Genomic DNA, 19,328 nt, shown 5'->3' with positions numbered 1-19,328 from the left:
GACGAAATCAGCTCAGCTTGTACTTGCCGGAGAGTTGCTGGGCCAGCAGCTTGAACATGTTGAACACTGCCATGGTCTTGCCGGTCGGGGTGCCATCTTCGGCGAGGAAGAACTCCCCCTTGAACACCAGAATATCCCCCTTCTGCTCCACCGAGTCGGCGCGCATGCCGTGAATGAAATCCTCGTGTTCCTTGATGATCTTGTTGGCCATCTCCAGCAGGGCAGTCTCGGTGATCAGCTCTTTCTGTGGTTGCATGCTCGTCTCCTTAAACGACTACTGGGCAGGGGCATTGAGCCATTGCATGTGGCGGCGCCCTGCCTCTGATTGAAGAGGGGGCTAGCATACTGCAAACGGGGATTTTCTGTCATTGATATGACCCCGCTTTGTCGCGTTTTAGCCCATCACCAGATTCTTCAGCCAGCGGCGCTGGCGAATGCGACGCTGCACCAGCACCATCTTGCTGATCTCCTCCAGCAGCACCACCGCCACCACCCAGGAAAGGGGCCAACCGAGCAGGGAGACAGCTACCCAGGCGAGCGGCAGGCCGATACACCACATGCCGACAATATCGATGAAGATGCTGTAGTTCACATCGCCGCCAGAGCGCAGCACCCCGATGATCCCCACCATGTTGAACACCTTGAGCAGCATCCCGAGGCACATGATGCCGAGCACCTGTCCCGCCTCGGCCATCAGCTCGGGAGGCAGGTTGCCGACCCACTGCAGCAGGTTGGCTTGCAGCAGCCAGACGATGATCCCCACCAGTAGCGCGCCAATCGGTGCCAGCAGCAGGAAGAGCTGGGAGTGCTGCCAGGCGATCTCGTACTCCTCGGCGCCAAGCCGGTGGCCGAGCAGGGTGGAGCAGGCTACCGCCAGCCCGAAGAAAAGGGAGATAAGGATGCTCTCCAGCGTGCCCAAGGTCGTCATGATGGCCAGCGAATCGGTGCCAAGATGGGCGTAGAGAAAGCCGTAGAGCAGCATGCCGAATGCCCAGAGCCCGTCATGAAACAGCAGCGGCAGGGCGATCAGGGTAAATCGCACCACCTCCTTGCGCCGGAATGCCGCCAGCCAGTCAGCCTTGCGCGGCACGAGGCGAGCCTCATTGCGCTGCACATAGATGAGCAGCAGCACCGTCTGCAGCAGACGGGAAAGGGTGGTGCCCCAGGCCGAGCCGGCGACGCCCATCGCCTCGAAGCCGAAATGACCGAAGATGAGGGCGTAGTTGAGGATGACGTTGGCAATGATGGCGATGATGCCGATCCGGGTGGGGGCGGCGGCGTTGCCGACCGAGCGCAGCGCCGACTCCAGCGGCACCACCACGGCGGTGCAGAGGATGGTGGCACCGGTGATCATCAGAAACTGGTCGGCCAGCGCGCGCAGCTCGGGATCCTGGCTGGCAAAGCCGAGCACGTCGCCCGGAGCGAGTACATAGACGAGGGCAAACGGCAGCGCCACCAGCAGGGCGCCGACCAGTGCCAGTGCCAGTGAGCGGCGTACCCCGGCCATCTCGCCGCGGCCGTAATATTGTGCTGCCAACACCGAGACCCCGCCAGCGAGGCCCGCTGTCACCAGCAGATTGAAGAAGAAGACCCGGTTACCCAAGCCGACCGCCGCCACAGCCGTGGTGCCAAGCTGGCTCACCATCATGATGTCGATGAGACCAAGCAGGGAGAACATCATGGATTGCAGCGAAACCGGCAGGGCCAGCCGCCACAGTCGAGTCATGAACTCGCGATCGGTGGTTTGTTTTAAAATCGCTTGCCAATAATTCATTAGTGTTAACCGGGTATGAGAAAAGCAAGGTTTGTCATGGGTATGATAGGGGGAGTGGCGAGCGGCTTCACTGTGAGTCTCTCTCGGGTTTATTGTGTGAAACTATCCTGTTGAGGTGTTATGCCCTTTGTCAGCGAGTGTCTGGAGATAGCGCCCGCCTGCGATGAGCGGATGCTGGGGCGCGAAGGGCTGCCCCTGCTCGGTGAGGCCGGTATCTTTCTGACCGGCCTTTCGACCATTCGGGAGCACTACCTCATTCGCCGCAATCGGCCCGAGTTTCACATTCTGATGGCGAGCCACAGCGAGGGGGGAGCGCTGCTCACCGACCGGGGCGAGCAGCCCATCCCGAACGGTTCGCTCATCTTTTTGCCCGCCGCCGTGCCCGGTGGTCTCAAGCTGGTGGGGGAGCAGTGGCAGATGAGCTGGATTTTGCTCGATGACGTGCCGCGCTGGCAGCATCTGCACCGGCTTGGTCATCGTATTTGGCAGGGGGATGGCGGTGATCAGCTTCATCATCTGCTGAGCCTGATCCAGCTCGAAGGGGTTCGTTCCCCACTCCAGCCCCAGTTGCTCACTCTGCTGCTGGCACTGCTGGAGCGCACCCTGCAGGGAGAAGTGCGTGGCACACCGGAGCTGCGCCTGCAGGCGCTGTTTCGCCGGGTGGAGGCGCGCCTCGACGAGCCCTGGAGCGTGGCCCTGCTCGCTGATCAGATGGCCTGTTCGGTGCCCCATCTGCACCGCCTCTGTCAGCAGCACTTTGGCATGGGACCGATGGCGAGGGTGACCGAGCTCAGAATGAACAAGGCGCGCCAGCTGCTGCTCTATACCAACTGGCCACTCAGCGAGCTGGCCGCCCGGGTCGGTTATAGCGATGGGGCCAACTTTGCCAACTCGTTTCGACGCCTGACTGGTCAGACCCCGGGGGCATTTCGTCGACTCGGTCGCAAACCTTTTGCAACGGATATGCAAACTCTTTGAAATTAATGACACAAGCCCCTAGGATCGGCGGGTTCCTGCGTCTAGCTAACCGTTTAGGTATCAAGATCCATGTTTGAAGATAATAACCAGAAACGTCCTCTCTACATTCCCTACGCCGGCCCCGCCCTGCTGGAGACCCCGCTGCTCAACAAGGGGAGCGCCTTCACCAGCGAAGAGCGCAGCAACTTCAACCTCGAAGGGCTGTTGCCCCAGAATATCGAGACCATCGAGGAGCAGGCCGAGCGCGCCTATCGCCAGTTCATGGCGTTTGGCAACGACATGGACAAGCACATCTATCTGCGCAACATCCAGGATACCAACGAGACACTGTTCTACCGGCTGCTGCACAACCACCTGACCGAGATGTTGCCCATCATCTACACCCCGACCGTCGGCAAGGCGTGCGAGGAGTTCTCCAACATCTATCGCCGCGCCCGTGGCCTGTTTATCTCCTATCCGGACAAGGACAGGATCGATGACATGCTGCAAAACGCCACCAAGCAGAACGTCAAGGTGATCGTGGTGACCGATGGCGAGCGGATCCTAGGTCTGGGTGACCAAGGGATCGGCGGCATGGGCATTCCCATCGGCAAGCTGTCGCTCTACACCGCCTGTGGCGGCATCTCGCCCGCCTACTGCCTGCCGGTGGTGCTGGATGTTGGCACCAACAACCAGCAGTTGCTGAACGACCCCTTCTACATGGGCTGGCGCAATCCGCGCATCTCCGGTGAAGAGTATGCCGAGTTTGTCGATGCCTTCATTCAGGCGGTCAAGCGCCGCTGGCCCGATATCCTGCTGCAGTTCGAGGACTTCGCCCAGAACAACGCCATGCCGCTGCTTAACCGCTACAAGAATGAGCTCTGTTGCTTCAACGACGACATTCAGGGCACCGCTGCCGTGACCCTGGGCAGCCTGATCGCCGCCTGCAAGGCTTCCGGCGCCAAGCTCTCCGAGAAGCGGGTTGCCTTCCTCGGCGCGGGCAGCGCCGGTTGCGGCATCGCCGAGCAGATCGTGGCGCAGATGAAGGCCGAAGGGCTGACCGATGCGCAGGCGCGCAGCCGGGTCTTTATGGTGGACCGTTTCGGTCTTATCACCGACAAGATCCCCAACCAGCTCGACTTCCAGCGCCGTCTCTCCCAACCGGTGGAGCGCATTGCCGACTGGCCGGTGGGGGACAATATCTCCCTGCTGGAGGTGATGGAGCACGGTCGCCCGGACATTCTGATCGGGGTCTCCGGTCAGCCGGGGCTGTTTACCGAAGAGGTGGTCAAGACCATGCACAAGCATTGTGCCCGTCCCATCATCTTCCCGCTCTCCAACCCCACCTCCCGGGTCGAGGCGACGCCGGCCGATCTCATCCGCTGGACCGATGGTCAGGCGCTGGTGGCAACCGGCAGTCCGTTTGCACCAGTGGAGTACAAGGGCAAGCGCTACGTCATCGCCCAGTGCAATAACTCCTTCATCTTCCCGGGGATCGGCCTTGGCGTCATCGCCTCCGGTGCCAAACGGGTGACTGATGCCATGCTGATGTCTGCCAGTCGCGCGCTGGCGGAGTGTTCACCGCTGGTGAAAGGGGAGGAGGGCTCGCTGCTGCCGGATCTGGCGGATATCCATCAGGTATCCCGCTACATCGCCAAGATGGTGGCCAAGACCGCCATGCTGCAGGGCAAGGCGGTGCAGACCCCGGACGAGGTGATCGAGCAGGCCATCGAAGCCAACTTCTGGCATCCGGAATATCGCCGCTACCGCCGTACCTCCTTCTGATACAGCTCAGCGCTAAATAGCCGTAAAAACAAAGGGATGCCATGGCATCCCTTTTTGCATCCAGAGGGGATGCAGTTTCATCCCCTTGGGTGTTATCAGACGTGGTTACTGGGTCACTTGCTGGACGCCGGTGACGCGTACTTCGACGCGGCGATCCGGGGCCAGACAGGCGATCAGCTTGGCCTTGGCCTTGATGCCGTCGCACTGGGTGCCGGTAACCGGGTTAGCCTCGCCACGACCCTCGATGGAGACCTTGCCAGCCGGCAGACCCTTGCCTACCAGGAAGTCGGCCACGGTGCGGGCACGGGCTTCGGAGAGCTTCAGGTTGTAGGCATCGGAGCCGATACGGTCGGTGTAACCGACCACCACGGCGCTACCATCTTTGGGCTGCACGTCGACGATCTGTTGATACAGGGTATTGAGCGCTGCGACACCTTCTGGCTTGAGGCTGGATTTGCCGAAGGCAAACAGTACGTCAGAGCTCAGGGCAAAGTTCTTGTCGACGACCACAGGCTCGGGGACGGGCTCGGGGGCCGGAGCGGCAACCGGTGCGACGTAGGATGTCCGGTTGGGGTGCAGCACCAGCTCCAGGGTGGCGACGCTCATGTCGCTCTCCCAGGTTTTCTGCTCGTCACCGAGATTCCACAGGTAGCGGTAGCGAGCCTGCACATCGATGAGGTCGGAGAGCTTGGCTGTCAGCCCCAGGCCCGCCAGCGGTGCAGTGCCGTTGGCGTCGCTGCCGTTGCCGTTGACGTGGTTGAAGTAGGCGCCACCTTCAGCGAATACGGAGAAGATATCGCCCAGCGGCAGGCGAGCGATACCGGATAAAGTGCCCCCCTGAGTCTTGAAGTCGGTACCGTCTACGCCAGCTTTGCCAGCGTAGAGATAGCCCAGCTCGGCGGCGAAGTTCTGGTTGAAGTTGTAGCCACCGAACAGGTTCAGTGCGGTAGCATCCTTATCGGCATCTTTGCCGAAATCATCGAGATTGTGGGCATAGGCCCAGCCAGCGCCCATACCGCCGTACCAGTCATCGGCGGCCTGTGCCGTGGTAGCTGCGGCGGCAAGCGCCAGTGCGATCAGAGTTGGTGCCATGTTGATTTTCATCGAATTATCCTCGTTGCATCTGCCCTTGCGGGCATTCGAAACAGTCGTTTTTATTAGCTGCGAAAAATTCGCCAGCAAAGTGGATAGCGGATGGCTTCGGGACACTCATGAGGCATTGGCATCATGGACAACAGGCCGGAAGGGAAGCGTTATCTCGCGCTTATCCAATCCCTTACAGGCGCAACTACTGTATGCCTTTGACTCTGAGCAGGCAAGTTCACGGGAAAAGGTGACAGGATTGTCAGAAGCAGAACAGGGAAGTATGAAGCGGGGAAAAACGACAGGGGATAAACAAAAGGGGGAGCCTTGGCTCCCCCTTTCTGCACACAAAAGTCAGATTACTTCTGAACTTCTTGTACGCCAGATACGCGAACTTCTACGCGACGGTCCGGAGCCAGGCAGGAGATCAGCTGAGCTTTAGCTTTCACGCCGTTGCACTTGGTGCCGGTAACCGGGTTGGCTTCGCCACGACCTTCGATGGCAACCTTGCTGGCAGCCATACCTTTGCTGACCAGGAAGTTGGCAACGGTGCGGGCACGCGCTTCAGACAGCTTCTGGTTGTAAGCGTCGGAACCGATACGGTCGGTGTAACCAACAACAACAGCGTTGCCATCTTTCGGCTGGAACTCAACGATCTGCTGGTACAGAGCGTTCAGGGCAGCAACACCTTCCGGCTTCAGGCTGTCTTTGCCGAAGGCGAACAGGACGTCGGAGTTCAGAGCGAAGTTTTTCTCAACGATCTGCGGAGCAACCGGAGCCGGAGCTTCTTCAACAACCGGAGCCGGAGCCGGAGCTACGTAGGAAGAACGGAACGGGTGGTATACGGCTTCCAGGGTAGCAACGCTCTGGTTGGACTTGTAACGGTCACCGTTGTCAGCGTGCAGGTCAGCCACGTCCCACATGTAGCGGTAGCGAGCTTGCAGATCCAGAGCGTCGTTAACCTTGTAGGTCACGCCCAGGCCAGCCAGCGGGGAAACCTTGGTGTCGCTTACGCCCAGACCATCGGTGTGAGCCCAGTAGGCGCCGCCTTCAGCAAAGGCAGAGAAGTCGCCGCCCAGCGGCAGACGAGCGATACCGGACAGGGTGGCACCCTGGTTCTCGTAACGGTTGCCGTCGGTGTTGCCACGACCAGCGTACTGGTAGCCGAACTCGGTACCGAAGTTTTCGTTGAAGTTGTAACCTACGAATGCGTTGGCTGCAGCAGCATCTTCTTCACCAACGTTGGTGCTTTCGATCTTGTTCAGACCGTTGAAGTGAGCAGCACCAACACCGGCACCGAAGTAGATGTCGTCAGCGGCGTGAGCAGCGGTGGCACCCAGAGCAGCCATGGTGATGGCAATCAGGGAAGGAGCCATTTTCATCATAAAAAAATCCTCGTTGAGATCGCACGTTGTTCACATGCTTCGCACTATTGAATTTATGTAAGCTGCAGGCTCCGCCGTACTGCTGGCGTCGAGTCTGGCAGTGACCCGGTGTCGGGTCGCACACTCTCCTGGTGTGTCAGATGCGCTGGCAGGGCACGCTGAGCGTGAAAAACCGCAGCCAGGCAACGATGTCATTCCGATGACGAGGCGCACTCTATGCCGATTTTGAAACATGATCAAGCTCACAAATGAACCTGATGGCAAATTGTGTCGTGTCGATAACTGGCTGTTTATCCAGATTAATTAGTGATCCAGATAGGCCCTGTGCAGGCGCTTTTCGAGCTTCATATAGGCCTGAACCCAGTCTGGCTGCGGGTTGGCCGGATTCACCCTGGCGGCAAAGACGGCGAGATAATCCTGCTCGGTCACGTTTTGCAGCAGCGGAGTGAGACTGGTCAGAAAATGGCGGGCCAGATAGGGGTCCAGTGGCCAGATATTGAGAATGGCCCGGGCGACCGGCTGGATGGCAGCCGGGCAGACAAAGTGCAGGTGGCCAGCTTCCAGCCATTTGGCCATGTCAGCCAATTCTGATTCCGGTACTACACCTTTATCTCCCGGCGTGACGGCCAGCATCACCTCCTGACCATTGCCGGTGAGCAGCAGACCATTTTGCTGCAACACACCGTCATGACTGCGCAGTTGAAGAGTCGGTTCATCCTGCTCCAGAAAGAGTGAACATTTCTCTGACAGGGTTGTCAGAACGGTGCTGCACTGATCGCTCAGAGAGGCGGGAAGCCAGAATGCTTCGGCGCGATATTTCGCTCCCTGCTGGAGCTGCAGTTGCAATTCTATGTCGCTGGAAACCGTGTGCAGGCGAGAGATAATGCCAGGAAACGCCATACTTATTCCTCTTAATGGGTAGCTGGCGAATTATACGGTTTATTGGGATGGCAACAATAAAGGTTTCTTTTCGAGACTGTTTACCTGAGGCGGCTGAGCGATTACCATCCCCCTTTGAAGGCAAGGGTTGTCGCCGAAAGGCGCTCATAAAGATAGAGGCTCGACCATAACGAGTCCGTACAAAACTGATACACTTGACTACGAGTCGTCGCGAAAAATAAAAGGCGGATTAAATCCGCCAAACGGAGTATGGAACAATATGAATTCAAATATCGTCACTGTTGGCAAGAAGATCCGTCAGATCCGTGAAGCGGTTGGTTTGAGCCGTCCGAAGTTTGCTGATTTGCTGGGTGTTCCCCCCACAACCCTGAAGAACTATGAACTGGGTTATCGTGAAGTCGGTGGTGCCTTCCTGGTTGCCCTGGCTCACCACCCGGAACTGCACAAGTTCACTCTCTGGCTGCTGGCTGACAAAAAAGTCGCCGAAATCGGCCAGATTGGTCCGGACGATCTCGCCAAGGCGTAATCGTCACTGTGACAGATAGAGAAATGCCGCCCTTGGGCGGCATTTTTTTGTCTCTGAAACAGTGCTCGGCCAGACGTTTCCCGTATCTGTGCACTGCATAGAGCTTTTACGCAAAACATCTTGGCAAACCACATCAAACCTCAGAAAATTCCGAGCCTCAAAAACCGGTTCATCTCGCATGATGCGAAAGAAAGTGAGACAAGCATGAGTCAAACCACCCCCAAGGCCAGAGACGGCTTTACCAGCAAATTCGGCGTACTCGCCGCTACCCTAGGTTCTGCCGTCGGTCTTGGCAACATCTGGAAATTTCCCTACCTGACGGGTGAGAACGGCGGTGCCGGCTTTCTGCTTGTCTATGTGATCGCAACCCTGCTGGTCGGTCTGCCGGTGATGATCTCCGAGATCATGCTGGGTCGCAAAAGTAAAACCGATGCGGTGACCACCCTGAGCAAGCTGGCACCCAAAGGGCAGCCCTGGTGGCTGATCGCCGTCATGGGCGTGCTGGCTGCTTTCCTTATCATGTCCTTCTACTCGGAAGTGGCAGCTTGGGTTTTCGCCTACATCTTCAAGGCGGTTGATGGCTCCATCCTCTCGACCGATCCCAAGGTCACCGGCGATGCCTTCAACGCGCTGATCAGCAACCCGTTGCAGAGTCTGCTCTGGCAGTGGCTGGTGCTGGCCCTGATGGGCGGCATCCTGCTGATGGGGGTCTCCAAGGGGATCGAAGCGGTCACCAAGAAGCTGATGCCGGTGCTCTTCATTCTGCTGCTGGTGATCGGTGTGCGCAGTCTGACCCTGCCGGGGGCGAGCCAGGGGCTCTCCTTCCTCTTCTCACCGGATTTTTCCAAGATCACCGGTGCCGTGGTGCTGACTGCAATGGGGCTCGCCTTCTTCAAACTCTCCATCGGTATGGGCTGCATGATGACTTACGGCAGCTACTTCCGCGATGATCAGAACATCCCGGTCACCGCGTTCCGGGTGATGTGCGCCGACCTGTTCGTCTCCATGCTGGCCGGTATCGCCATCTTCCCGGCGGTGTTCGCCTTCGGTTTCGAACCGACCGCCGGCCCGTCGCTGCTGTTCATCACCATTCCGGCGGTTTTTGCCAGCATCCCGTTTGGCCACCTCTTTATGGTGCTCTTCTTCGTGCTGTCGGCCATTGCCGCCACCGGCGCCATGCTCTCCATTCTGGAAGTGCCGGTATCCGTGCTCTCCGAGCGCTTCAAGATGAGCCGCCCCAAGGCGACCCTGATCAACCTGCTGGTGCTGGGCGCCGTCGGCTCCACCTGCGCGCTCTCCAACAGCGCCATGGCGGATGTGCATATTGCCGGCAAGACCTTCTTTGATCTGTTCGATTACCTTTCCTCCAACATCCTGATGCCGCTGGGCGGTATTTTCCTCTGCCTGTTTGTGGGCTGGGTATGGGGCGAGGAGAAGCTGCGCGATGCCCTGACCAATGGTGGCGAGCTGGAGCTGCCGATCCTCAAGCCGCTCTTCTTCATCATCCGTTACGTATCGCCGCTGCTGATCCTGATCGTGATGCTCAAGGGGCTGGGACTTTTCTAAGCCAACCGTTTCCCCATAGCAAAAGAGCGCCGCAAGGCGCTCTTTTTGTTTTGGTTGTTTTGGCGATGGGCGCTGCGGGCTAGATCACCCCGAGCCGGCCCAGTTCATCCTTGAGCTGGTCAAGGTTGCGCTCGACGCAGGCTTCCCCCTCCTCGATGGCATCGCTGGCGCGATGAAAGTCCATGATGGAGAAGCTGCCAAGGCGCGGACAGAGCTGGATTTCCGGGGGATCCCCCGCCATCCGCGCCCGGGTGATCCGCTCCTGCATAATGTTGATGGAGCCGCTCATCACACTCCACATGCCGGGCGTGGCCGGGGTCGCCTCACCGCGATTGAGCCACTGGCTGAGCAGACCGCCGCCGGATTGATCCGGCTCGTCGGTCCAGGGCTGGTGCATGTCGGTGTTGAGGTTGATGGCGATCACCACCTCGGCCCCCATGGCGCGCGCCAACGAGATGGGCACCGGATTGACCACGGCACCATCGACCAGCCAGCGATCGTTGACCCGGGTCGGAGTGAGGATCCCCGGCATGCCGCAGGAGGCGCGCACCGACTGGCGCAGTGGCCCCCGTTGCAGCCAGATTTCGCGGCCGGTATCAAGTTCGGTCGCCACGCAGGCAAAGGGGATGGGCAGGCTCTCCAGCTCGGGATCCCCCAGATGGTTGGCGGCAATGCCAAACACCTTTTCGCCGCGAAAGAGGCCGCCGGAGAGGGCGGGATCGAGCAGGCTCACCACCTGCAGGCGGGTAAAGCCGCGTACCCAGCTCTCCAGTCTGTCCAGTTCGCCAGCGGCATAGGCGGCGCCGACAAAACTGCCGATGGAGCAGCCGGCGATGAGATCGGGCTTGATGCCGAGTCGTTCAAGAGCGCGGATGACGCCGATATGGGCCCATCCTCTGGCGGCGCCGCTCCCCAGAGCGAGCCCTACGCGGGGTTTTCGTGGCACGAAGTGACTCCTGAAAAGTGTGGAGGGCCCAGCTTACTCTGTGAGCTGGGCCTCGTCACCCTGCCATCTTTCCGAGCGGTTACGGCCATTGCCTTTGGCCTGATAGAGGGCGACATCGGCGCGGCGGATCGCCTCGTGCAGCGGGATGGAATCTGCGTGGGGGTGGTAACCGAGGCTGATGGTGACGGCCAGCTCGGGCACTATGGCGCGCCAGTCATAATGCTCGACCGCGATGCGGATCTGCTCGGCCAGCGCTGCGAGACGAACGTCGTCACAGCGGGCGACCAGCAGCAAAAACTCCTCGCCGCCCCAGCGGATCAGGCAATCCGATGGGCTGAGTTGCTGCTGGCAGATCTGCACCAGCCGGATCAGCACGATATCACCCACTCCATGGCCGAAGCGGTCGTTGACCCGTTTGAAGTGATCCGCATCGAACAGGATCACCCCGACAGGCATCTGTTTTGCCAGCTGGCCACTCTGCTCCTGTTGGGTCAGATAGTGACGATTGAAGGCACCGGTGAGCGCATCATGGCAGGAGAGGTAGTTGAGCTGCAGGTTGAGACGGTGAGATCTCAGACTGGAGAGGGCGGCCAGCAGCATGAAGGCGATGGCGAGCAGGGTCGGTGCCGACTGGCAGATCAGCGCAACGAGCAGTTCAAAGAGAGGGATGCGATGCACCAGCCGCAGCGGGGTATCGCTCAGCGCTTGGGTAAGTTGAAAGCCCCCCTGATTCCAGCGGTACTGATCGTCCGGCGCCAGATGCCGCTGGGGATGGGGATCCGAGTTGCTGCAGGCCAGCACCTGATCGTACTGATTGATGAGCAGGTAACCACCGAGCCTTGGGGTGAGCGCCTGCAACTGCTGATGGAGCCGCGAGAGCAGCACATCCATGCTGATGACCCCCACCAGAGTCGAGCCTTTGTAGAGGGGTTGCGACATGGTGATCATGGTGCCAAGGCCGGCAAAGTCCTCATAGGGGCGCGAGAGAATGGTAGTGCGGCCCGGATTGGGGGTCGCCTGCGCATCCTGCCAGTAGGATTTCTCATAGATGGCATTGGTAAAGCGGTACTGGCTGGAGGGGCGCCAGGGGTAGAGGTAGACAAAGTTGTCTGCGCCGGTGAAGTAGACCCAGGCGATCTCCTTGCCGAGGCGCTGGCTGGCGGTGGAGAGCAGGGGCGAGAGACTCAGGGCCAGATGAATGCGAGCCTCCCGCTCGCTGCCACGGGGGGGCAGGGGGCCAAACCCGGTCAGGTTGCCGACCAGCCCGGCGGGCAGGTCGGCAGGGGGATGGTCGAGTGCCAGTCCCTCTGGCAGCTGTTCGAGATGGCGATAGAGCTGGCGGGTCAGTACCGACTGGGGATCGCTGCGCAGTCGCTCTTCGGCCTGCCCGCGCATCGCCTCGAGAAAGGTCTCGGTCTGCTTGAACTGATCGCGCAGGCGAATGGCGCTATTGGCCGTATCGCTCAGATAGAGATCCTCTATCTGTTTCAGACTTTGCCGCAGGGTCAGACCAACCAGCAGGATGACGGAGGCGAACAGCAGCCAGGTCAGGCGTGAGAGGAAACGTCGGTCAGACACATTTGGCATAGGCGATTTGGCTATATTGCGAAGAAAACTGTCGCTAGTGTATGCGACTCTGCTGAAAAAGGGATCGAAAAGGCTTGATTGCAGTGATCTGGCGCCACTCCTGTTACGTTTTGTCACATTTATACATAGTCACGGCATAGTCTGGGGCTAAAATGGCCCCCAATCAGATTTCCCCCTCTCAACTCTTCATGGATAGTTCGATGAAAATGCGTATCTGGCTGGGCCTCGGCCTGCTCTCTCTGGTGGCTGCCATCTGGTGGGCGGTTGGTCACTTTCAATCGGCAGCCAAGGCCCCGACTCGCGAGATCAATATTCGCACCCAGACCGTCAAGCAGAGTCTGGCCGAGCCGACCCTCAAGCTGGTGGGTAAGCTGGAGGCCAACCGCTCCGTCGTTATCAGTCCCGAGGTGACCGGCCGCATCGTCAACATCGCCGTGAAGTCCGGGCAGGGCGTCGCCAAAGGGGAGACCCTTATCGCCCTCGACAACGGCAAGCAGCGCGCCGAGCTGGCCGAGCAGAGCGCCAGCCTGCGCGACGAGCACCGCAAGCTTAACGAGATGCGCAAGCTGGTCGCCCGTGGCGCCGTCACCCAGTCGGTGCTGGAGGGGCAGGAGGCTACCGTCGATCAGGTGCAGACGCGCGTCGATGCCGCCCGCTACGAGCTCTCCCTGCGTAACTTGCAGGCGCCCTTTGCCGGCACCGTCAGCCTGATTGATCTGAGCGAAGGGGCGTTGGTCAATAGCGGCGATACCCTGCTACACCTCGACGATATCGACACACTGCGCCTCGATCTGGCAGTGCCGGAGCGCTACCTTTCCCTGCTGCGCCCCGGCATGGCAGTGACGGCGACCAGCTCTGCTTGGCCGGATCAGCACTTCAACGGCACCCTCACCACCCTCGACAGCCGCATCTCCAACGAAACCCAGAACATCAAGGCGCGGGTCGAGCTGCCCAATCACAACGGCCAGCTGCGTCCGGGCATGCTGCTCAACGTCGAGCTCTCGCTCCCTTCCCGCCAGCTCACCCTTATTCCTGCCCAGTCGGTGGAGTATGCCGGCGAGCAGCGCTTCGTCTATCGCCTCGAGGCCGATGGCCGGGTCAAGCGGGTGCCGGTGGTACTCGGCGAGACCGAAGGGGAGACCGTCTGGGTCACCGAGGGGCTGAAAGTCGGCGATCGCATCGTGGTCGAGGGGCTGGTCAATCTGCGTGATGGCGCCAAGGTCCACGATCTGGCGGAGGTAAACGGCTGATGTGGCTCTCCGATATCTCAGTACGCCGCCCGCTGGTGGCGGTGGTGCTCAGCGCCCTGCTCACCGTGTTCGGTCTGGTCGCTTTCAGCAAGTTGACGGTGCGGGAGATGCCCGATGTGCAGACCCCGTCTGTCACCATCACCACCACCTATGAGGGGGCTGCCCCGGCGGTGATGGAGAGTCAGGTCACCAAACCCATCGAGGATCAGCTCTCCGGCATCAGCGGCATCAAGAACATCAACTCGGTGACCCGCAAGGGGCGCTCGATGATCACGGTGGAGTTCAAGCTCGGCTGGAACATGGTGGAGGGGGTCTCCGATGTGCGCGATGCCCTGACCCGCGCCAAGAGCAAGCTGCCGGAGGATGCCGACGATCCGCTGGTGACCAAGGATAGCGGCAGCGGCGATGTGGCGGTCTGGCTCAACTTCAGCAGCAGCCAGATGGATCGCACCGCCATGACCGACTACGCCAACCGGGTGCTGGTCGACCCCCTGAGTCTGGTGGACGGGGTGAGTGAAGTGGAGCTCTCCGGCGATCTCACCCAGGTGATGTATGTGCGGCTGCGCCCGGCCGATATGGCGGCGCGCGGCGTGACGGTGGCGGATGTGCAGGATGCCCTCAAGCGCGAGAACATCGAGCTGCCGGGCGGCGAGATCCGCAACAACTCCATGACCATGTCGGTACAGATTGCCCGGCTCTACCACACCGCTGAAGATTTCCAGCAGTTGCAGGTGCGCACCGCCGCCAACGGCCAGAGCGTCTATCTCTCCGATATCGCCGATGTGGAGGTGGGGGCCAAGAACGAAGACAGCGCCTACCAGCGCAATGGCCGCGAGAGTCTGGGGATCGGTATCGTCGCCCAGTCCACCGCCAACCCGCTGGCGGTGGCGCAGGGGGTGGAGAAGAAACTGGTGGAGATGCAGCGCTTCCTGCCGGAGGGGGCCAAGCTGGAGGTCGACTACGACTCCACCATCTTTATCAAGCAGGCCATCGACGAGGTATATGAAACCCTGGCCATCTGCGCCGTGCTGGTGGTGGCGGTACTCTATCTGTTCCTCGGCCAGGGACGTACCACCCTGATCCCGGCCATCACGGTACCCGTGTCGCTGATTTCCGCCTTTATCGGCGCCTGGTATCTCGGTTTTTCCATCAACCTCATCACCCTGCTGGCCCTTATTCTCGCCATCGGTCTGGTGGTGGATGACGCCATCGTGGTGGTAGAGAACATTCACCACCATCTGCAGCGGGGTGAACCGCCCCTGCTGGCGGCCTGGCACGGCACCCGCGAGGTGGGCTTTGCGGTCATCGCTACCACCGCGGTGCTGGTGATGGTCTTTATCCCCATCGCCTTTATGGATGGCATGGTGGGCCGGCTCTTTACCGAGTTTGCGATCCTGCTCTCTTTGGCGGTGCTCTGCTCCTCGCTGGTGGCGCTGACCCTCACGCCGGCCATGGGCTCCTGGCTGATGCGCCCGCTGGATAAACCTAACCGGCTGACGGCGGCCCTCGATCGCGGCCTTGGCTGGGTTGAGGGGCACTATCGCCGCCTGTTGCAGGGGCTGCTGCGCCGCTCGCGCTGGACGCCGCTGGCGCTGCTGCTTTGTCTGGCCGGTATCGGCGCTCTCTTTACCCAGCTGCCGAGCAGCCTCACCCCGACCGAGGATCGCGGCGTGGTCTTCGTCTTCGTCAAGGGGGCGGAGGGAACCAGCATCGAGCGGATGAAGCGCAACATGCAGCAGGTGGAGTCCGCCATCATGCCGATGCTGGGCAAGGGGGTGGTCAAGGCGATGAGCTTCAGTACCCCCGCCTTTGGCCGCGGTGGCGATCAGACCGGCATGGTGATCATCCAGCTCACCGACTGGGCCGAGCGCGACATCACCGCCACCCAGTTCTCCCGCTCGCTGGGTGCCAAGCTCTCCGGCATTCCCGACGTGATGATCCGCACCTTCCAGCCGGGCTTCCGGGGCGGCTCCACCGCCGCGGTGCAGTTCGTGCTGCAGGGTAACGACTATGCCGAGCTGTACCAGCAGGGGCTGGAGCTGCAAAAAGCGGCGCAGGCCAGCGGCCTGATGATAAGCCCGGATCTCGACTACGCCGAGAAGACCCCGGAGCTGCAGGTGACCGTCTCGCGCGACAGCGCCAGCCAGCTCGGCATTCCGGTCTCCACCGTTGCCAGCACCCTGCAGGCGATGCTGGGCGGGGTGAGCAAGACCACCTATGTGGACAGGGGCGAGGAGTATGACGTCTACCTGCGCGCCAACCAGAAGGAGTTCAACGGCATCTCCGATCTCGGCCGCATCTACCTGAAGGCGGCCAATGGCGAGATGGTGAGCCTCTCGACGCTGGCGACCGTCAAGCAGGTGGCGACCGCCAATCGCCTCAACCACTACCAGCGCCAGAAGGCGGTGACCCTGACCGCCGACGTGGCGCCGGATCACACCCTTGGCGAGGCGCTCGACTTCCTCGATGGCTGGGCCAACGAGCATCTGCCGAGCGGCATGACGGTCGATTACGCCGGTGACTCCAAGGATTACCGCGACAATCAGGGGGAGATGGCGATGGTCTTTGGCCTCGCCCTGCTGGTGGTCTATCTGGTGCTGGTGGCCCAGTTCGAGAGCACCCTCACCCCGACCGTGGTGATGATGACGGTGCCGCTCGGCATCTTCGGCGGCCTGCTAGGCCTCTGGCTGACGGGGCAGGAGATGAGCATCTACAGCCAGATCGGCATGATCATGCTGATCGGCATGGTGACCAAGAACGGCATCCTGATCGTCGAGTTCATCAACCAGCTGCGCCAGCGCGGCGAAGGGTTCGAGCAGGCGATCATCGCAGGCTCGGTGCGCCGTCTGCGCCCGATCCTGATGACCTCGCTCACCGCCATTATCGGTGCGGTGCCGCTGATGCTCTCAATGGGGGCGGGCTACGAGAGCCGGATGGCGGTGGGGACTGTGGTCTTCTTCGGCCTGTCGCTGGCGACCCTGGTTACCCTGCTGGTGGTACCTGCCACCTACCACCTGATTGCCCGCCATGCCGGCATGACCGGGCAGCGGGATCAGCAGGTGGACGAGGCGCTGGCCGCCAAATTGACCGCCAAAGGGGAGGGGGACGAGCAGACCCCGGCCCACTGACGCGCTGCCGTCAGGGTGAGCGTTGCCAACAAGGGCGCCTGCGGGCGCCCTTGCTTTTGGCCCGATTGCAGGCGCCGTTGCTGGCTGAATGGGGGGCCAGCCCTTATCCCGTGCGAACTCTGGGGGCAAAAAGCCATCGCCCCCCTTGGCCGCAACCGGTATAATGCGCGACCCGAATTGTTCCAGGTGGTTAAAATGCAGCCGGTTACCAACCTTTTCTCCTATCCCCGCTATTGGGCCGAGTGCTACGGCGCGGCGCCCTTCCTGCCCATGTCCCGCAAAGAGATGGACAAGCTGGGTTGGGACAGCTGCGACGTCATTCTGGTGACGGGGGATGCCTACGTGGATCACCCGAGCTTCGGCATGGCGGTGATTGGCCGGATGCTCGAATCCCAGGGTTTTCGGGTCGGCATCATCGCCCAGCCGGACTGGTCATCGAAGGATGACTTTATGCGTCTGGGCAAACCGAACCTCTTCTTCGGGGTCACCGCGGGCAACATGGACTCCATGATTAACCGCTACACCTCCGACAAAAAGCTGCGCCACGACGACGCCTACACCCCGGGGGATGTGGGCGGCAAGCGGCCGGATCGCGCGACTCTGGTCTATACCCAGCGCTGTAAAGAAGCCTTCAAAGAGGTGCCGGTGGTCATCGGCGGCATCGAGGCGTCGCTGCGTCGCATCGCCCACTACGACTACTGGTCCGAGACTATCCGCCGCTCCATCCTGCTCGATGCCAAGGCCGACATCCTCATCTACGGCAACGCCGAGCGGCCGCTGGTGGAAGTGGCTCACCGCATCGCAGCGGGGGAGACCATCGACACCATGCAGGATATTCGCGGCACCGCCGTCATCCGCAAGGAGCCGCTGCCGGGCTGGAAAGGGGTGGATTCGAGCAAGCTCGACCAGATTGGCCGCATCGACCCCATCATGAACCCCTATATGGAAGGGGCGCCCTGCTCGGACGATGCCACCGAATCGGCTCCGGCCGCGCAAGAGGCTCAACCCGTGCTGGTGCAGCCGGCCAAGCCCAAGCCGTGGGAAAAAACCTATGTGAAGCTGCCGGCGTTCGAGCGGGTCAAAGAGGACAAGGTGCTCTACGCCCACGCCTCGCGCATTCTGCACCATGAGACCAACCCCGGCTGTGCCCGCGCCCTGTCGCAGGCCCACGGCGATCGCATCGTCTGGGTCAACCCGCCCGCGTTTCCGCTCGAAACCGAGGAGATGGACGGCGTATTCGGCCTGCCCTACCAGCGGGTGCCGCACCCGGCCTATGGCAACGAGAAGATCCCGGCCTTCGAGATGATCAAGACCTCGGTCAACATCATGCGCGGCTGCTTTGGCGGCTGCTCCTTCTGCTCCATCACCGAGCACGAAGGGCGCATCATCCAGAGCCGCTCGGAAGAGTCGATCCTCAAAGAAATTGAAGATATCCGCGACAAGGTGCCGGGCTTTACCGGCGTCATCTCGGATCTCGGCGGCCCCACCGCCAACATGTACAAACTGCGCTGCAAGAGCCCCAGGGCCGAGCAGACCTGCCGTCGCGCCTCCTGTGTCTGGCCCACCATCTGCCCGCACATGGACACCGACCACAGCCCGACCATCAACCTCTATCGCAAGGCGCGCGACCTCAAGGGGATCAAGAAGATCCTCATCGCCTCCGGCGTGCGTTACGACATCGCGGTGGAAGATCCCCGCTATATCAAGGAGCTGGCCAAGTACCACGTCGGCGGCTACCTCAAGATTGCGCCGGAACACACCGAGGAGGGGCCGCTCTCCAAGATGATGAAGCCGGGCATGGGCAGCTACTACCAGTTCAAGGAGCTGTTCGACAAATACTCGAAAGAGGCGGGCAAGCAGCAGTACCTGATCCCCTACTTCATCTCCGCCCACCCGGGCACCACAGATGAAGACATGGTCAATCTGGCGCTCTGGGTCAAAGAGAACCGCTTCAAGCTCGATCAGGTGCAGAACTTCTACCCGTCGCCGCTCGCCAACGCCACCACCATGTATTACACGGAGAAAAACCCGTTAAACAAGGTGAGCCGCGAGGGGGGCGATGTGTTCGTCGCCAAGGGCGAGCGCCGTCGCCGCCTGCACAAGGCGCTGCTGCGCTACCACGACCCCGCTGGCTGGCCGATGATCCGCGAAGCCCTGCTCGCCATGGGCAAGGGCCACCTGATTGGCAGTGGCCCCGGCTGTCTGGTGCCGGCGGAAGGTCGCAACGAACGTGCCGCCAGCGGCAAGGGGCTGAAACCGGCCCTGACTCGCCACAGTAACATTGCCCATCAGCGCGGCAACGGTGCAGGCAACAAGGGGGCGGGCCAGAGCAACGGCCAGCTCGCCAACCCCAGCGCCAACAAGAGCAGCAAGGGCAATGGCAAGCCGCTGGGCTCCGAGCTCAAACTGGGGAACGGCAAGCCCGCCGGACAAGGCGCAGG

14 protein-coding genes are annotated in these 19,328 nt (G+C 61.0%); 7 read left to right on the top strand and 7 right to left on the bottom strand.

Going from position 1 to position 19,328, the window contains the following annotated elements:
• Positions 1–7: 7 nt before the first annotated feature.
• Both AACS24_RS03825 and AACS24_RS03820 read right to left on the bottom strand, forming a co-directional pair.
• The gene (locus tag AACS24_RS03825; RefSeq protein WP_033115738.1) at positions 8–256 is read right to left on the bottom strand and encodes a YciN family protein; all 249 of its coding nucleotides are present in this window, start codon (positions 254–256) and stop codon (positions 8–10) included.
• 138 nt (positions 257–394) lie between these two features.
• Positions 395–1,774 (bottom strand): MATE family efflux transporter, encoded by a 1,380-nt coding sequence (locus AACS24_RS03820; RefSeq protein WP_108572406.1) that lies wholly within the window; start codon positions 1,772–1,774, stop codon positions 395–397.
• Between the two features lie 120 nt (positions 1,775–1,894).
• Between AACS24_RS03820 and AACS24_RS03815 the strand changes: the two genes are divergently transcribed.
• Together AACS24_RS03815 and AACS24_RS03810 are read left to right on the top strand one after the other, a co-directional pair.
• Positions 1,895–2,752 carry a helix-turn-helix transcriptional regulator gene (locus AACS24_RS03815; RefSeq protein WP_181364302.1) on the top strand — a complete coding sequence of 286 codons (858 nt, stop codon included), beginning with the start codon at positions 1,895–1,897 and terminating at the stop codon, positions 2,750–2,752.
• A gap of 69 nt (positions 2,753–2,821) precedes the next feature.
• Positions 2,822–4,516, top strand: a complete 1,695-nt coding sequence (locus AACS24_RS03810; protein ID WP_033115735.1) for an NAD-dependent malic enzyme — start codon at positions 2,822–2,824, stop codon at positions 4,514–4,516.
• Between the two features lie 105 nt (positions 4,517–4,621).
• On the opposite strand, the gene AACS24_RS03805 is transcribed toward AACS24_RS03810, so the two are convergent.
• From AACS24_RS03805 to AACS24_RS03795, 3 genes are all read right to left on the bottom strand, one after another.
• Positions 4,622–5,620, bottom strand: coding sequence for a porin OmpA (locus tag AACS24_RS03805; protein WP_108572405.1), 999 nt, complete (start codon positions 5,618–5,620; stop codon positions 4,622–4,624).
• 338 nt (positions 5,621–5,958) lie between these two features.
• A complete protein-coding gene (locus AACS24_RS03800; RefSeq protein ID WP_033115733.1) occupies positions 5,959–6,984 on the bottom strand; it encodes an OmpA family protein in 1,026 nt (341 codons plus the stop codon).
• A gap of 303 nt (positions 6,985–7,287) precedes the next feature.
• Positions 7,288–7,884 carry a hypothetical protein gene (locus tag AACS24_RS03795; protein WP_108572404.1) on the bottom strand — a complete coding sequence of 199 codons (597 nt, stop codon included), beginning with the start codon at positions 7,882–7,884 and terminating at the stop codon, positions 7,288–7,290.
• Positions 7,885–8,143: 259 nt separating this feature from the next.
• Here AACS24_RS03795 and AACS24_RS03790 point away from each other — a divergent pair, with 259 nt between their 5' ends.
• Entirely contained in the window at positions 8,144–8,410 is a 267-nt protein-coding gene (locus AACS24_RS03790) for a helix-turn-helix domain-containing protein (RefSeq protein WP_026456659.1), read from the top strand.
• Positions 8,411–8,614: 204 nt separating this feature from the next.
• The gene (locus AACS24_RS03785) at positions 8,615–9,976 is read left to right on the top strand and encodes a sodium-dependent transporter (RefSeq protein WP_041208201.1); all 1,362 of its coding nucleotides are present in this window, start codon (positions 8,615–8,617) and stop codon (positions 9,974–9,976) included.
• 79 nt (positions 9,977–10,055) lie between these two features.
• Here AACS24_RS03785 and AACS24_RS03780 read toward each other — a convergent pair whose 3' ends face one another.
• Both AACS24_RS03780 and AACS24_RS03775 read right to left on the bottom strand, forming a co-directional pair.
• Entirely contained in the window at positions 10,056–10,922 is an 867-nt protein-coding gene (locus tag AACS24_RS03780) for a patatin-like phospholipase family protein (RefSeq protein ID WP_033115730.1), read from the bottom strand.
• A gap of 33 nt (positions 10,923–10,955) precedes the next feature.
• Positions 10,956–12,509: a sensor domain-containing diguanylate cyclase gene (locus AACS24_RS03775; RefSeq protein ID WP_108572403.1), complete on the bottom strand. Its 1,554-nt coding sequence runs from the start codon at positions 12,507–12,509 to the stop codon at positions 10,956–10,958.
• Positions 12,510–12,709: 200 nt separating this feature from the next.
• On the opposite strand from AACS24_RS03775, the gene AACS24_RS03770 reads away from it, so the two are divergent.
• The 3 genes from AACS24_RS03770 to AACS24_RS03760 form a co-directional block, all read left to right on the top strand.
• Positions 12,710–13,759 (top strand): efflux RND transporter periplasmic adaptor subunit, encoded by a 1,050-nt coding sequence (locus AACS24_RS03770; RefSeq protein ID WP_181364301.1) that lies wholly within the window; start codon positions 12,710–12,712, stop codon positions 13,757–13,759.
• Complete coding sequence (locus tag AACS24_RS03765; protein ID WP_108572402.1) at positions 13,759–16,887, top strand: efflux RND transporter permease subunit; 3,129 nt, start codon at positions 13,759–13,761, stop codon at positions 16,885–16,887. Before AACS24_RS03770 ends, AACS24_RS03765 begins: the two co-directional genes overlap by 1 nt.
• A 195-nt stretch (positions 16,888–17,082) precedes the next feature.
• Positions 17,083–19,328: YgiQ family radical SAM protein (locus tag AACS24_RS03760; protein WP_258223093.1), on the top strand; the 2,246-nt coding region annotated here is incomplete at its 3' end.

Source organism: Aeromonas sp. HMWF016 (assembly GCF_963878195.1).
Taxonomy (GTDB): Bacteria; Pseudomonadota; Gammaproteobacteria; order Enterobacterales; family Aeromonadaceae; genus Aeromonas; species Aeromonas lacus.
The sequence above is the reverse complement of the archived record's forward strand: the minus strand, read 5'-3'. Positions and strand labels throughout refer to the sequence as shown.

What these genes read in the sequence shown, in the direction of transcription:
- AACS24_RS03810 (WP_033115735.1), top strand. Translation starts at nt 2,822, where the DNA reads ATGTTTGAAGATAATAACCAGAAACGTCCTCTCTACATTCCCTACGCC.
- AACS24_RS03805 (WP_108572405.1), bottom strand. Translation starts at nt 5,620, where the DNA reads ATGAAAATCAACATGGCACCAACTCTGATCGCACTGGCGCTTGCCGCC.
- AACS24_RS03775 (WP_108572403.1), bottom strand. Translation starts at nt 12,509, where the DNA reads ATGCCAAATGTGTCTGACCGACGTTTCCTCTCACGCCTGACCTGGCTG.
- AACS24_RS03795 (WP_108572404.1), bottom strand. Translation starts at nt 7,884, where the DNA reads ATGGCGTTTCCTGGCATTATCTCTCGCCTGCACACGGTTTCCAGCGAC.
- AACS24_RS03785 (WP_041208201.1), top strand. Translation starts at nt 8,615, where the DNA reads ATGAGTCAAACCACCCCCAAGGCCAGAGACGGCTTTACCAGCAAATTC.
- AACS24_RS03820 (WP_108572406.1), bottom strand. Translation starts at nt 1,774, where the DNA reads ATGAATTATTGGCAAGCGATTTTAAAACAAACCACCGATCGCGAGTTC.
- AACS24_RS03790 (WP_026456659.1), top strand. Translation starts at nt 8,144, where the DNA reads ATGAATTCAAATATCGTCACTGTTGGCAAGAAGATCCGTCAGATCCGT.
- AACS24_RS03765 (WP_108572402.1), top strand. Translation starts at nt 13,759, where the DNA reads ATGTGGCTCTCCGATATCTCAGTACGCCGCCCGCTGGTGGCGGTGGTG.
- AACS24_RS03800 (WP_033115733.1), bottom strand. Translation starts at nt 6,984, where the DNA reads ATGATGAAAATGGCTCCTTCCCTGATTGCCATCACCATGGCTGCTCTG.
- AACS24_RS03815 (WP_181364302.1), top strand. Translation starts at nt 1,895, where the DNA reads ATGCCCTTTGTCAGCGAGTGTCTGGAGATAGCGCCCGCCTGCGATGAG.
- AACS24_RS03770 (WP_181364301.1), top strand. Translation starts at nt 12,710, where the DNA reads ATGAAAATGCGTATCTGGCTGGGCCTCGGCCTGCTCTCTCTGGTGGCT.
- AACS24_RS03825 (WP_033115738.1), bottom strand. Translation starts at nt 256, where the DNA reads ATGCAACCACAGAAAGAGCTGATCACCGAGACTGCCCTGCTGGAGATG.